The organism is Lacticaseibacillus zeae DSM 20178 = KCTC 3804 (assembly GCF_000260435.1).
GTDB lineage: Bacteria > Bacillota > Bacilli > Lactobacillales > Lactobacillaceae > Lacticaseibacillus > Lacticaseibacillus zeae.
This window is the reverse complement of sequence record NZ_BACQ01000059.1, coordinates 1-14873: the sequence shown is the minus strand read 5'-3', so window position 1 is coordinate 14873 and position 14873 is coordinate 1. Positions and strand designations below refer to the sequence as shown.

The 14873-nt window shown below is 46.7% G+C and carries 15 protein-coding genes and 1 pseudogene; 11 read left to right on the top strand and 5 right to left on the bottom strand.

Annotated elements, in window-relative coordinates; all coding sequences use genetic code 11:
- Positions 1-105: 105 nt before the first annotated feature.
- The 4 genes and pseudogenes from GSO_RS16035 to GSO_RS12075 all read right to left on the bottom strand — a co-directional run.
- Positions 106-609: pseudogene (locus tag GSO_RS16035) on the bottom strand (TipAS antibiotic-recognition domain-containing protein); the annotation flags it as partial.
- A gap of 71 nt (positions 610-680) precedes the next feature.
- Complete coding sequence (locus GSO_RS12085; RefSeq protein WP_003567496.1) at positions 681-902, bottom strand: P8 family protein; 222 nt, start codon at positions 900-902, stop codon at positions 681-683.
- 123 nt (positions 903-1025) lie between these two features.
- On the bottom strand, positions 1026-1736 hold the full coding sequence (locus tag GSO_RS12080) for an ABC transporter ATP-binding protein (RefSeq protein ID WP_010492547.1): 711 nt from the start codon (positions 1734-1736) through the stop codon (positions 1026-1028).
- A 1-nt stretch (position 1737) separates the two neighbouring features.
- Positions 1738-2799, bottom strand: coding sequence for an ABC transporter permease (locus GSO_RS12075; protein ID WP_010492545.1), 1062 nt, complete (start codon positions 2797-2799; stop codon positions 1738-1740).
- Between the two features lie 80 nt (positions 2800-2879).
- Between GSO_RS12075 and GSO_RS12070 the strand changes: the two genes are divergently transcribed.
- From GSO_RS12070 to GSO_RS12020, 11 genes are all read left to right on the top strand, one after another.
- Entirely contained in the window at positions 2880-3479 is a 600-nt protein-coding gene (locus GSO_RS12070) for a TetR/AcrR family transcriptional regulator (RefSeq protein WP_010492543.1), read from the top strand.
- A 130-nt stretch (positions 3480-3609) separates the two neighbouring features.
- Complete coding sequence (locus tag GSO_RS12065) at positions 3610-5787, top strand: peptide cleavage/export ABC transporter (RefSeq protein WP_010492542.1); 2178 nt, start codon at positions 3610-3612, stop codon at positions 5785-5787.
- Between the two features lie 5 nt (positions 5788-5792).
- Positions 5793-7163: a bacteriocin ABC transporter permease gene (locus tag GSO_RS12060; RefSeq protein ID WP_010492540.1), complete on the top strand. Its 1371-nt coding sequence runs from the start codon at positions 5793-5795 to the stop codon at positions 7161-7163.
- A 177-nt stretch (positions 7164-7340) separates the two neighbouring features.
- Positions 7341-7787, top strand: coding sequence for a 50S ribosomal protein L13 (rplM, locus tag GSO_RS12055; RefSeq protein WP_005686771.1), 447 nt, complete (start codon positions 7341-7343; stop codon positions 7785-7787).
- Positions 7788-7800: 13 nt separating this feature from the next.
- Positions 7801-8193, top strand: a complete 393-nt coding sequence (gene rpsI / locus GSO_RS12050; protein ID WP_010492533.1) for a 30S ribosomal protein S9 — start codon at positions 7801-7803, stop codon at positions 8191-8193.
- Positions 8194-8623: 430 nt separating this feature from the next.
- On the top strand, positions 8624-9211 hold the full coding sequence (locus GSO_RS12045) for a type IV toxin-antitoxin system AbiEi family antitoxin domain-containing protein (protein WP_010492531.1): 588 nt from the start codon (positions 8624-8626) through the stop codon (positions 9209-9211).
- A gap of 248 nt (positions 9212-9459) precedes the next feature.
- Complete coding sequence (locus tag GSO_RS12040; RefSeq protein WP_029345602.1) at positions 9460-9729, top strand: hypothetical protein; 270 nt, start codon at positions 9460-9462, stop codon at positions 9727-9729.
- 126 nt (positions 9730-9855) lie between these two features.
- Positions 9856-10161, top strand: a complete 306-nt coding sequence (locus tag GSO_RS16030) for a hypothetical protein (protein WP_010492526.1) — start codon at positions 9856-9858, stop codon at positions 10159-10161.
- 284 nt (positions 10162-10445) lie between these two features.
- Complete coding sequence (locus tag GSO_RS12030; protein ID WP_010492525.1) at positions 10446-10790, top strand: YxeA family protein; 345 nt, start codon at positions 10446-10448, stop codon at positions 10788-10790.
- Between the two features lie 326 nt (positions 10791-11116).
- Complete coding sequence (locus GSO_RS12025) at positions 11117-11875, top strand: ABC transporter ATP-binding protein (RefSeq protein WP_010492523.1); 759 nt, start codon at positions 11117-11119, stop codon at positions 11873-11875.
- Between the two features lie 12 nt (positions 11876-11887).
- Entirely contained in the window at positions 11888-13702 is a 1815-nt protein-coding gene (locus tag GSO_RS12020; protein WP_010492521.1) for an FtsX-like permease family protein, read from the top strand.
- Positions 13703-13832: 130 nt separating this feature from the next.
- Here the strand turns inward: GSO_RS12020 and GSO_RS12015 are convergent, their stop codons facing one another.
- Entirely contained in the window at positions 13833-14651 is an 819-nt protein-coding gene (locus GSO_RS12015; protein WP_029345601.1) for a Cof-type HAD-IIB family hydrolase, read from the bottom strand.
- Between the last annotated feature and the right edge of the window lie 222 nt (positions 14652-14873).

Sequence of the window (14873 nt, the reverse complement as noted above, 5' to 3'; positions counted from 1 at the left end):
GGGCGGTGACACTGTGTCACCGCCCTTTTTGTTAAGCTTGATTTCATACTTGCGTTTGATGATTGTCTTCAAATGCAGAAAACATGATTGTCAAACTTTTCCAAACTACCGCGTATAGTGGCGAATAATGGCATTGAGCGTTTCGGCGGCACCTTTTTTGCCGGTGCCATCTTCATAATACTTACTGAAGCGGGGATCCGAGACATACATGGCAGCGAGACCGCGATGGGCTTTTGGTGAGTATTGTTCGGATGGCCAGGTGAGCTGCAAAAATTGTTTATGCAGCTTAAAGAGATGCTTGGCTTCTGGCGTGTTGAAGTCGGTCGTGCCGACAAGCGGTTTTAGTTCGTCGAGGATCTTTTGCTGCAATGCAGTGAGCTGTGCCACCTGTGCTTGCGACATTTTGCGGAATTTCTCGTTACTGGCGTTCACAATGTCCTCACCGTATTGTTCGCGGACTTCTTTGCCGTACGCCTGTTCATTTTTGTTAATGGCTTGATCTTTGAACGCTGCAAATTTTTCATCGTCAGTCATAGTGTCGACTCCTTTTTCTAAAGTTTGATCCAAGGTTTGCAGCAATAAGCTCATTTGGTCGCGTTTTGCCATGATCAGTTCGGGCTTACACCAAAAGAACCGCGGCCCGGGGCTGCGGTTCGCGGTTCATGATGTTCAGTTTTTGATTACTTCTTGAGAACCTTTTCTGCGAGTGCTTTGACTTCATCGTCGGACATGTCGAGGACTGGTTTCATTTCTTCCTCGGTCTTGATGGTGTCGCGGCTGTTCTTTTCCATGTAATAATCCCACAGCGCGTCACGAACAGGTGCTTCGCTGTCGCTCCAGTCAAATACCTTGTTCATTGGTTCATCGAGAAACAATGTCTTTTCAGGATCTACTGATGCCATAATGAATTACCTCCATGATTTAGACTCAATTTTGATACAGGTTCATTATAAGCCTTTTACCGGTTAATGATGCAAATTTTTAGCACTGTTTTTAATTGAGTGCTAAAAATTAAATAATTTTGACTAAATCGCAGTTTCCTGAATTTTCTCCAAGCTGGTCTTGGGGAGGGCTTTGAGGTGGCCATCGCGCATTTCATAAACGGTGTCGACAGGATCAAGCAGGCGGGTGTCGTGGGTGATCATGATGACGCCGCGGTCGGTGTTGTGCGCAATGTCGGCGAGTTGTTGCACGACTTGCAGTGCGCGCTTGGTGTCTAGGCTGGCGGTCGGCTCATCGGCCAAGACGATAGGCGGGTCATTGTACAACGCCCGAGCGATGGCCACTCGCTGCCGCTCACCGCCGGAAAGTGCAGCCGGGTAGTTGTCGGCAAGGTCGGTGATGCCCAGCATGTCGAACAACTCGCTTTTCGACATTTTGTGCGGTTTATGGTGATTGAACCGATCGACTAAGGCCAGCTGATCTTTGACAGTTAAAAAGGGAATCAGATTGCTGGCTTGCAAGATGAAGCCGAATGTGTTGAAGCGCAGTTCAGTTCGTTGATGCTCTGTAAAATGTGTGGTGTCTTGATGATTGATGATGACCTTGCCACCACTGGGACGCTGCAAATTGCCGATAATTGTGAGCAGTGTGGTTTTTCCCGAGCCTGAAGGACCGATAATCGCGGCAAATTCACCGGCTTTCAAAACAAAATCGGTTGGTTGCAAGGCCGTGACCGCAGTGCGGCCGCTGCCGTATATTTTCGTTACTTGGGTTAATTCAACAAGATTGGTCATGCTATTCGCCTCCTCCGATGGCAGCTAATGGGTCAACTTTAATAATGCGGCGTAGCGAGAACAGGCCACCGACTAATGACATGACAATTAGGGCAGCGGCAATACTTGAGAAGAGTGCGGGGTTAGCATAGAATGGCATCGTTTTTGGCAAAATGAACTGAGTGAGTCCTAGCAATCCGGCGCCAATGCCAACTCCGACAACGGCAAGGATCAGAATCTGCCAGAACAACGCAGCAATAATAGATCGGGTACGAATACCTTGTGCCCGCATGACACCGTACATCGAGATTTTTTGAATCGTCAAAATATACATAAAAATGCCGATAATCAATAACATAATCCCGATCATGGCGCCAATCATCAGCGCGAAGGTAGACGTTTCGGCGGTATAGCCAGGGATGTTGTTAATCAAGGTCGCCCGATCAATTTGTTGGGTTTTGGCGGGAATCGTCTTAAACGGGCGACTACTGATGACGATTGAAACATTGGCCGCGTTGGCTTGGCCATACTTTAATTGGCGAAAAGTCGTCAAAGTTGTATAAAATACAGGTACAGTGTAGAAGCGGCGATCATGGGTGAAGCCGACAATTCGGTACTTTTGGTCACTACCATTGAGCGTAATGCGGTCACCTTTGTGCAGGCCTTCGTTGGTCACACTATCGTCGGCCAGAACCTCATGATTGTTTCTTGGCATGCGGCCACTGGTGACAGTCGGCTTCAACTTGCCGGCGAGGTTAATTCCAAAAACGTTGCTGTTGACCTTCTTGTCCGTGCTAGTATTCTCGGCGACTACGGAAACTTGGCCGAGCACGGCGGTGTGCTTGTTAGCAACTTTATCGACCTGCTGTTTGGTCAGGCTGGAGCTCAGCAGGTTTTTGTTAGCGTATTTGGACATTAACACATAATCACCGGGCAAGGCGTCAATTGCAGTGCGGTTGTTGCGCGCCAGTCCGGTTGCCAGTCCCGTCAGGAAGAAAACCAAATAGGCAATGAGGACAAACGTGACGACAACTAAAAGGTAGCGCGCTTTGTTGTGCAGAATTTCTTTAATGGCAAGAAACATTTCGATCACCTCCACTTGAATTTTGTAAAATCATTATAGCACTCGTTTATCAATTGATAAATAAAAAGGGCTTGGTAAAAATGAATCAACGAGAACAGCGAAAAAAGGCGACCATTGCACGCATTTTGGCCGCAGCACAGACTTTATTTATGACCAACGGCTATGCCAGCGTTACCACGCGGATGATTGCTGAAGCCAGCAATGTGCAGCAACCGTTGCTGTATCACTACTTTGGCACCAAAGAAAAACTGTACTTGGCAGTGGTGATGCAGGTGAGTGACACCATGGCGGCCAAAATTGCATCGGCGCAAACCGGCAGTGGTAGCCTAGCCGCTAAGGTGAACCATTTAGGGCATGTTTTAACCGATGACAATGATATGAACTTGCAGATGGTGATCCACGATATTGCTAACTTGAAGGCTAGTGCGCGGGGACGGGTTTTCAAAGCCTGGCAGGATAGTCTGCTCGCGCCATTAGACCGTTTTTTTGCCGGCTTTCAATCAGAGTTGCTGGAGGCATATCAGCCTCGGGAAGTCACGTTATACTTTTTAAACGTCTTGGCCGTTTATTTGCGACCGGCTAATACCGCAGAAAACGGCGGCTTCCAGCAACAACTGCCACTTGATCGGGCGTTGCAGATGTTTTGCACTGGCGTTAGCCGAACGGAAGAAGAAAAGTGATGTGGGTACCTCTTTTGTTTATGAGATTAATGACCTGATCCGTCTTTTAAATAACAAATATTTTAATTTTTGTGATAAGCTTAGTATTAATTAAAGGTTGATCAAGCATAGCAACAAGGGGAGTACACGCATGAGGGTTACCGGGAATTTTTGGGTGAGACACTTCAATCGGTGTGACTATGTGCCACAAGCTGATCCGCGGGAAAGCGGGGTTGCAGCTTTGAACATGGTTTTGAAATTTTATGGGGCAGAGATATCACCGACGCGTTTGCGGTCACTGGCTGAAGTGGACCAGACCGGGACGACATTAGATGACCTGATGCATGCTGCCGGGGCACTTCATTTCACAACGAAAAGTGTTATCAGCATCACCCCGAAGCGTTTAAACGAAACGCCGCTTATTGTGGCAAGCCGAGGGGGACGGGCTGGCCAGCAGCGCTTTGCCGTTGTCTTCAAAATCACCAAACGGCATTTGTTGGTAGCGGATCCTGATGTGACGGTTGGTGTTAAGTGGTTATCGTATCAACAATTCAACCAAACGTGGACTGCGGCTGGGGTCAGTGTTAAGCCGAGATTGGATCATGCAGCCGGTAAAATACCTTCATCACATTTACAGACGATTAAAGCGTTGATTTTGCAGCAAAAAGCGGCTTTGGTGCATTTAATACTTGCGATGCTAGCGACAACAGGTATCAGTGGAGCTGGAGCTTTTTTCCTCCAGATCATTGTGGATACTTATCTGCCGAATGGATTAATCACACCCTTGGCAATCATGGCCCTTGGTCTAATAGGGGCAGGTCTTTTTGCAGCGGCGTTGACATGGGGCTGTGAACTTTTGTTAGGCATGTTGGATCAGCGGCTGATGATTGATGTGGCGTTGGCTTATGTCCGCCGGTTATACGCAATGCCCTTGCCTTTCTTGAACCATCAGCGGCAAACGCTCACCGCCCAAGTGGTTGAAATGAATCGGCTCATGGGGGTTGCTGCCAAAACGCTTGTGACTCAGTGGCTTGAAACGCTTGCTGCGACAATATTGCTTGTTTTACTGGTCGTTATAAACTGGAAGTTGGCGCTACTAGCCGTTTTGGCTGTATTTGGGGATGCTTTACTGATGAGGCTTTTCCGTGATCGCTTGCAGGCAGCCGGCTACGCTACGATTCAGTCCGGAGCGGCGGTTAACACGGAAATTTGGGCAGGCCTCCGTGGCGTTGAGGCAATGAAGGCATTACGTGCCGAACCCGATCTTTTTCGGCGGGTTGATCAGGCGTTTGCCGATGATTTACATAAAAAGTTTGCCCAGCTGCAGTTTGTGCAACTTCAACGAGCGGTGCAGCAAGCGTTTCATTTCATTTTAACAGTCGGTCTTTTATGGTTAGGTGCCAGCATGGTCTTAACGCAGCAACTTAGCCTCGGCCAATTGGTAGCATTTGCTGCGTTGTTTGTTTACTTTGTCGGACACTTGACACAGGTGGTGCGGTTGCAGCCGCAACGACAATTGATCGCGGTTGCCGACAGCCGTTTGCGTGATCTTCCATCAAGCAATGCGGCTGATCAACAACGGCGTGTCAGTGAGTCGCAACAAATTTCCGGGACGATTAAATTAAGCCAAGTAACGTTTGGCTATCGGCAAAAGCAGCCGGTTTTACAAAAGATTGATTTAACGATTCTGCCAAATCATAACATGGCAGTCGTTGGCGCAAGTGGCGCTGGTAAAACGACTTTGGCACGTTTGATTGATGGCTTATGGCCACTCGACAACAGAAGTGGAACGATCACTTTTAACCAAACGAATATTAATGACATTCGCTTGTCGCTACTACGCCAATATGTTGCCTATGTTCCAGAACGGCCGGTGATTTTCTCCGGCTCCATCCTGGACAATCTGCGTCTTGGCAATCGATCTGACGTGACCGATGATGATATGGATGCTGCTTGTGAAACGGCCGAAATTGCCGATGACATTACAAACCTGCCAAACCTGGTCTACACACTGGTTGATGCCAATACCGAAACGCTGACAGCGAGTCAAAAACAGCGGCTGACAATCGCCCGGGCGTTACTATCGCCAGCAAAAGTGCTTATTTTTGACGGGACTTTTAGCCAGATCGAAAGTGCCATGGCTGAGCGAATTCTTAATCGCCTGTTTGCGATCAAGAATCGAACGATTATTTTAATGACGCAACAACCACAGCTAGCGCGTCATGCCGATAAGATTGTTGTGTTGGTTAATGGCCGCATCGTTGAGCAGGAAAGCTATCCGATTTTGTTTGCCAAGCACGGGTATTATGCCCAAATGCTGAGGAGGTAGTCGCCATGAGTCAAAAAGAAAATCAATGGGTGACGGCTACTGATTTTTCCCGGCGTTTCAAGCATTTTAAGCGTTGGATCGCCTTACCATTCATCGTGTTTGTTTGTCTTCTCGTTCTGTTTTTGGCCTTTACCAAACAAGAAAAAACCATTCAGGCAAATGGCACCATGGCTACCAGTCAGCGAGGCCGGGCACTTTATGTACAAGGCCCGGCGACTATCACCCGAGTCATGATGCAGGTCGGCCAAAGGGTTCGCAAAAATCAGCGTATTTTGGTTTATCGCGTAACCGCTGACACTGATCGAATTGACGATCTTGCCAGTCAGATAACCGACCTGAAAAAACAGAAAAAGCAGTTGCAAGTGCTCGAACAAAGCGTTGACCAAAATAAAAATCTTTTTTCAAAAGCCGATCAATATGGTTATCAACAGGCGTTACAGACTTATCTGAACCAACGGCAAATGGTGACGCAGACGTTATCTGGAAATGCGGCGGCGAGTGACAACCAGGCGCTTACTAACAAAAGGCAGGAAGTTGACCGGCTGCTGACAACGATGATCGCTCAGACGGCAAACGAGATCGGCCAGATTCAAGTTGCTGAGGCCGCCATTCACGGTCAAGGAAGTGTTGCCGCCGACAATCCTTATGCTGGCTTTTATCAACATTACCAGCAGGCAGTCGCCACCGCAGATGCAGGGGGGAAGGCGGTCATTCAAACCCAAGATCTTGCCCAACTGCAAGGTCGATTAAATGATCGGCAAAAACAACTTGCTGCCTTGCAAGCACAGCAGCAAGAGAATCAACAAACGACAGGAACTGGCCAGGCCAGCGCAGAAACCTTGCTAACGACTTTGCAAACCATAACTGAGCAAACAGTCGCAGCGGACGCGAAACGCGTCCAGCAAACCCTTGGAAAGCTTGAGGCAAAAGACGAGGGCTTAAGGCACGCTAGCCAACCGCAAACCATTAAAGCACCGGTAACCGGGCTGCTCTATTTGCGCCAGTTAGCGGCTACAGATCAGCAAATCGTTGGTAAAAGACAGGTAATCGGCCGGATTTTACCTGAGAAAAATCACCAATCTTCAATCAGCTTCAACTTGAAGGTCGCAAAAAAGGACGTTCCTAACGTTAAGCGTGGTCAACCGGTGCGTGTAAAAGTCGAACCAAATGCTGGGGACACACTTATACTTGCCGGAAAAGTCACGCAGATACCGTCTGCAAACCAGTTGCAGCAAGGAAACTTGCAGATAACGGTTCAGAGTCGGGTTAGTCAATCGCAACTTGCGCGGCTTCATGACGGAATAACGGTACATGCTTCTATCGTTGCTGGCTCGCAAGCTTCCTGGCAGGCATTGGTGCGGAAGCTTGGGGTCTAACGGCAGGAGTTTTGTGATGATGCTAAAAAACCCACCGACAAGCTCGCTTGTGTTGTAATTTAACATTGACTTGAGCCTGAATCGTTGGTATTCTAGTAGCTGGTATTGTTTGCCCCACGATAAGCCCCGGAAACTTAACGTGTTCAAACAAGCACAGAATTATGGAGGAAACAAATCGTGCGTACAACATTTTTGGCTAAGCCAGGTGAAATCGAACGCAAATGGTATGTGATTGACGCAACGGATATCGCGTTGGGTCGTCTGTCATCTGTCGTTGCTTCGATCTTGCGTGGTAAGAACAAGCCGCAATTCACCCCAAACGTTGATACCGGTGACAATGTGATCGTTATCAATGCTTCCAAGCTAAAGTTGACTGGCAAAAAAGCCTCAGACAAGATTTACTATCGTCACAGTCAGCATCCAGGTGGTTTGAAACATGAAATTGCTGGGGATCTCTTGCGGGATAACCCGGCACGTCTGGTTGAATATTCTGTTAAGAAGATGCTCCCGACCAAGAACACACTTGGCCATCAGCAATTCTTGAAGCTTCATGTCTATGCTGGGGAGGAACACCCGCATTTGGCACAGAAGCCAGAAGTACTCGACATTTCAAACTTAATCTAAGGAGGCAATTACTGTGGCACAAGTACAATACGCAGGTACAGGTCGTCGCAAGAACTCCGTTGCCCGGGTCCGTTTGGTTCCCGGCACCGGCAAGATCACGATGAACGGTAAAGACGTTCGCGACTACCTTCCATATGAAAACCTGATCACTGATTTAACTCAGCCATTTGGCATCACCGAAACCACTGGCAGCTACGACGTTCTTGTTAACGTCAATGGCGGCGGCTTCTCTGGCCAAGCTGGCGCAACTCGTCACGGCATTGCCCGTGCCCTGTTGACCGTTGATCCTGACTTCCGCGGCCCACTTAAGAAGGCCGGCATGCTGACCCGTGACCCTCGTATGAAGGAACGGAAGAAGTATGGTCTGAAGAAGGCTCGTAAAGCTTCACAATTCTCCAAGCGTTAATCATTCGATCAATATTTGGAGCATCGACACTTTCCCGAAGTTTGGGAAGGTGTTTTTTTGTGGCAAAGCACGGTAATAGTATTTTGTCTTTTTACTTTGACGAAAATACATAACTTGTAATTCGATAATTATATTTACCGGAATATATCTTAAGTATGCAGTTAATGACCACGTACAAACATGGTGTTGTGCTGTCACTATGTTTGTACGTGGAAAGAGAATGCATATCAATAAGAGCCTAACAGATGATAACACAATGGACAGGCGAGCTCATTGTTATGACGTAACTTTATTTTCTTCTGGAGAGTTTCAATAAACTGGATCTGGTTGTAACTTGAATATTTGGATATTGCTCAGGTTTAAAAGCATTTATTCACTTATTACACATAGTCTCATGCTATAATTGTGTGTGCTAGGTGAGGTGATATTCATGATTGATGCCGTTAAAGCGTTCATGGAAGAAAATAACGGTCAGGTAACCGTTGCGGATATGAAACGTCTTGGGTTAGATCCACATTCACTCGCTGATTTAGCCAACCGTGGGCAATTAGAGCGGGTAGATCGGGGAGTTTATATTGATCCAGCAATATTTGAAGATGACATGTACATTCTGCAATATCGATTCAGTCGTGGCATTTATTTTAAAGACAGTGCGCTCTTTTTACATCATATGATTGATCGCACGCCTGATCGATATCAAATGAATTTTCCGCTTGGCTACCATTCACCAGCGATCAAACGATATCCGGTTAAGGTTTATAGGCAGAAAACCGAATGGCACGATCGTGGAGTGGAAATAGTAAAAAGTCCAGGGCAGCATATGGTACGCGCGTATAACGTTGAGCGGACATTGTGCGATATTATAAGGACACGTGATTCGTCAGACGCAGAAACGATAAAGCAAGCAATGGTATCATTTTCACAGATGAAGCGTAAGGACCTGCATCGTCTGAGTGAGTATGCAGATATTTTCAAGGTGAAAAATAAAATTCGCGCATACATGGATGTACTGCTATGAGATTAAGTTTGCTGCAACATCAGCAGTTCGCCCCAAAAGTTGTTCAGTCGGAAAAGGATTTTATTTAAAACAATTGATGCCGTGATTTTACACACTTATTACTACAATGTGTGTAAAATCGCGGCATTAAAACTCGAAGAAAACAATAAGTGCCACTTTACAAAAAGTAGCAAAAAGGCTAGCTTAATTGTCATAAAATTGGCTTTCCGGGTGGACCCCGGGTTTTGGTTAACGCGAGGATTGATAATATGTTTACATTGGTGCTCGGCATTATACTGGTAGTTTATGGCATCGTCTTTATTGTGGCCTTCTTGACCTTACCTGAAAATAGCACACGAACAACACTAGAAGAGGTGTGGCCTGATTCTGTCATTCTTATGGTTCTGATGCTCGGATGGGTTTTAAAGCGCGTTCGAGTTAATGATCCATATCGGCTTGCTTCACTAGTATTAGGTATTTTTATGATGCCTGTATCTTTGCTATTAATCATAACTGGATTGCAACAGGTCCTGCCGTAAAACGTTCCCTATAACGTAACAAATCACAAACAAAAGTCCGCCATCCGCTTCATATTCTGAATTTCCAAAGACCATGTTAAAATGGTAACAAGTACGATCTCTCAACTAACCAAAGAAGGCGGAAGTTTGAATCATGATACATTTAAAGAATATGTGATGTCCCATTGCCATGCTGTGCGTGATTTTCGGCGGCGCGCGGTTGTCTACCAGCGGCTGAAACATGCGACGGGTAAGCGAGATCCTGTGATGGAAGAAAAGGCCATTGAGACGATGGTGGAGCGATTTGTGTGCAGCGCTTGTTGCAACTTGAAACGCTATATTAAAGAGGAAGATCAAGATTCGCGGCAGGCTTGGATCACTTTCATCCAACAGCAAGACGTCTTGGCTAGCTTGGAGGTAAGTGCCAGTCAGATAGTTTTGCACGACGAGTGAGTGAAGTTTAGTTGTGCTTTGCTTGCGGTCAATGAGCATTCAAGTGGTCAGCATATGCCCGCTGGTGCGCCGCGCTATTGATCTGCACGGGTATTTTCCCTGTCGAAAAGTCGTAACAGTGAACTTGCTTACAAACCCGTTAGTTACGTCTTGTGATTTGTTAGACAATTCTATTTCCAACATAAACGCCCGCTTGATAAACTAACTGAAAGCCTGAGAGCTATGGGAACAAACCTCTCTTTGAATAGCAGGAGGCTGGAAATTAAAAAAGGGGCGAAACGACATTGAAAAAAATGCTAATCGGATTGGTTGTCCTGATCGTGCTGGGATTCGGTGCCATGAAAGCTTATCAACATTTTAGCTACGGCGGGCCGAGCTACTATACGAAGATTACCGAGAATGGTAAAGAATCAAATGACAGCGAAGGCAACAAGGTGTTTGACTATAAGCTGACCGGTTATGATGAAAAGGGTCAAGCTAAGCAACTCAAATTTAAAGTTTATCGTAATCGGCCTTTGAAGATGAATGCGTATCTAAAGATGACTTATAACAATAATCGTGGGGTTACTCGCTGGGAAAGCGTTCCATCTAAAGACGTACCGAAAGCGGCAAGAGAAAAGTTAAATTAAGCAGCTGCTCTTTGGTCAATTATGTGAGCACGAACAAGTGGCAAGGTTTCGATTGATGGGATTTTAAAAGATCAAGACCTTGTTTTTCTTTTGCCACGATATGCTCAGTTAGACACAACCGCCCGCGCGACGCTGATACCCTTTTTGTCAAGACAGTCAAAATAAGCGGGAGCGCGAACGAAAAATAGAAGTAAAGAAAAGTTAAAGTGGCTTACAAAGACGTTAGGTTCGCGCGGACGTTTGTTAGCCCATTATCAGGAAATGCCGGTGTAGAGCCGGTATGATGACATTATTCAAAAAAGCAAACACGCAAATGGAGGATTATCATGGACAAACAACCAGTCGTAACGGTTGAAAATGTGACCAAGACCTATGGCAAACGCGGTGAAAAGCAGACGCCAGCATTGAAAGGCGTTAGTTTCCAGGTTGAACCCGGTGAATTCGTTGGGATTATGGGTGCGTCTGGCTCAGGTAAAACGACCCTGTTGAACATTCTCAGTACACTTGACCACCCGACTTCTGGCGCGGTTCGCATCAAGGGCCAAGATGTGACGAAGCTAAAAGGCAACGCACTTTCGGATTTTCGGGCAAAGAAAATCGGCTTCATTTTCCAGGACTTCAACCTACTGGAGAACCTAACCGGCCGGGAAAATATTGCCTTACCGCTGGCGCTACAGAATGTCAGTGCCAAAAAGCAGCAGGCGGCGGTTGATCAAATTGCGGCAACGCTAGGGATTACCGCGGTGTTGGATCATTATCCGACCGAGCTATCCGGCGGCCAAAAACAGCGGGTGGCTGCAGCCCGGGCCTTGGTTCAGCAACCGGACATTTTGTTTGGGGATGAACCGACTGGCGCCTTGGATTCCAAAGCAGCGCGCGAATTGCTCGACACAATGGATGACTTAAATAAAAATCACGGGGTTTCGATTTTACTCGTGACGCATGATCCGTTTTCAGCTAGTTATGCAAGTCGGATTCTTTTCATCAAAGACGGTCAAATCGGATCTGAGTTGGTGCATGGGGATAAGAGCCAGGAAGCGTTCTATCAGGAAATTCTGGAAACGCTTGGCACATTTCAAAAATAAGGAGCGGCATCTATGTTAAGCAAACTTGCACTTGGCGGCTTAAAGAACCGCTTCCGCGACTATGCGGTGTTATTCTCTGGTCTGGTGATTGCCAGTGCTGTCTTTTATATGTTCATGGCGCTGGCAACGAACACCAGCTTCTTAAAACAAAATTCGCCGATTAGCTACACGCCGTTTATTTTTGGCTTTGGGGCAGTGTTGTTGGCAATCATTACGTTTGTCTACATTGTTTACGCCAACAGTTTCCTGTTGAGTATGCGGCAACGGGATTATGCAATGTTTATGATGCTCGGGGCAAAAGGGCGTAAGATCGGGCAGCTCATTTTCCTTGAAACGGTTGTGATTGGATTTTTCGCAACATTTGCTGGCGTCTTGATCGGGTTAGTCGGCACCAATTTTATTGGTAAATGGTTGATTAATGCGCTGCATGCCAAAGCAACCGGCTTTTCGGCTTTCTGGTTGCCGGCGATTTTATGGACATTCGGATTTTTCGTTGTTTTGTTCATTTTATCGGCGATTTACAATACGGCTAAGTTGCTAAAAATGCCAATGATGCGGCTATTGCGGCAGGCGCAAACGCCGAATCGGGTTAAGCAAAAAAAGATCTTCTTCGCATTGCAGATTGTTTTAGGCTTGATTTTGCTGGCTGTCGGGTATTACTGCATGGGTAATGCGCTTCATATTGGGATCAAAGCCATCCCGACTGCTTTGGTTACCATTGTGATGGGGACGTACTTCTTATTCAATGCCGTCTTTGTGGCCTTGATTGCTTTGTTGAAGCGCAACCGGTCCTTTGCTTCTAAGCAGCTGCATACCTTTACATTGTCGCAATTGAGTTTTCGGATTCGCGACTATACGCGGATCCTATCCGTTGTATCCATTTTGGTGGCCTTGGCACTTGGGGCAATTACCGTTGGGCTAGGGTTTACCCACGATATTCCGGTGCTGGCCAGTCAGTACACGGCTTATGATTTAACGGTTGCATCGCCAAATGCGCAGACCAAAGCTGAGATGAAAAAATTGCAAGGCGTCACGGAAAAGCAGCAGTATACGCTCAAGTCAGATGCTAAAACGGTTTATCTCAGTCAGCGCGAACTTGACGCGCAGCCTTTGAAGGTACCGATCCGCGATCAGAGTACGAATGGGAAGTTGCATTCGGTTACGTTAACCAGTCGCAACTTTAACAAAATTGCCGCGCAACATTCAGGCTCTTTAGGCATCTTTGTTGGCAACAACCGCGGAAAACAGATACGGGTAACTGACAATGCAACCTTTGCCAAGTTAGGGAATGCGGAGACGTTAACGACTTTTAGAGTCAAAAACTTCAACCAAAATTATGACGTTATCGAAAAGATCGTGACGTTGCAGAAAAAGCAATATCCAAAATTGTGGAACACTGACACTGATCAGAAATTCGTGTCGTATTCCATTCTCAATGGGATGTACTCCGGCCTTGCCTTTATGGGCTTCTTCTTAGGGCTGTCGTTCTTGGCGATGTTGGCTTCAACCTTGATGTTTAAGATTTTGTCCGGCGCCAACTATGACAAGCGCCGCTACCTGATGTTGCAAAAGATCGGTGCTCGTCCTCAAGTGTTACGCCGGTCCATTCGTCAGGAAATCGGGGTGCTGTTCCTGCTGCCAGGCATTGTCGGCATGATCCACGTTTTGTTTGGATTGCAACTCTTCAAAATGATTCTTCAGGCACCTTATGACAACCTAATCGTGCCGTTTGGTGTCTTCATCGTGCTTTACGGCTTATACTATCTGATCACCACTTGGATGTATCAGAGTATCGTGATTAACAGGGATCTGGCGGCTAAGGGCTAAATCCGATACTTGCTGCCAATCAGCCAAATTCACTATTAAGGGCGCTAGTTTTCGAATTAGGAAAACTAGCGCCCTTTTCGCGGCCGTTTTTTTACTTATCAGTAATTTGTTGTAAATTCTGGACTGGTGCTCAGCGGCTTTTGACAGCATGCCGTTGATCGGTTGTGAGCAGTGTCTCCATAAACTTTAAAACGCCTTGTTCTTCATTGCTTGTCGTTGTGGCATCAGCGACAGCGGCCACGCGCGGATCGGCATTGGCCATGGGCACACCTAAGCCGACTTCCTGCAGCATTTCCAAGTCATTTCCGCCGTCACCGAAGGCACACATTTCGGACAAGTCGATCCCGAGCTTTTGCCCCAGTAGCGCAAGTCCTTGTGCTTTGTTCACATTAGGGCGAATCAAATCAATGTCGCCGTGACCGCTGCTAGTCGGAGTTGCAACGCCAGCCAACGCGCTCCGTAATTCAGCAACGATCGCATCCGTACGTTCCGGTGGACAGCCGATGGAGAACTTGAGAATGTTGTCATCGAGTTCATGGTAATCGCGCAGTAGCGTTAGCTTAGGATAATATTTTCGCATGATGGCTAGATGAGCCGGATCCATGGTGTCCAGTGTGTAGGCACCGGCCTGGCCACTGACGGATACTTTTAAGTCAGGAATCTGTTCAAGTTGCGTTAAAATCGGGTGGATAATTGAAGGCGTGAAGGCATTCAAGGCATAGATGTGATTGGCATCACGAATGTAGGCGCCGTTTTCTGCGACAAAAATGGTTTCGGGATAGTCTTCAAAAAAAGATTGCAACTGAAAGTACTGGTTGCCACTGGCGATGACCCAATAGACGTGGTGCGCCTGTAGTTGGTGATAAGGTCGATTGAACCAGTTGCGATCGTAGCTCATATCATTCCGCAAGAAAGTACCATCCATGTCGGTTGCGATTAGTTTAATCATCATCAATCCTCCGTCAGTCTTGAGTGTTGCTTCCGGCAAATGACCATCGCCAATGCCGGTAGCCAGCCATTTGTCACTGAAAGTTGCGGCAAATCCGCATTCATCCTTCCATGACAATGGTACCTTATTTGAGGATGGTTAATCTAGAGCCGACTTAATTCGAGGCAGCAAAAGATAAACAATCGCATCATTCATTAATCACTTTTTCGACTAAATAAAATT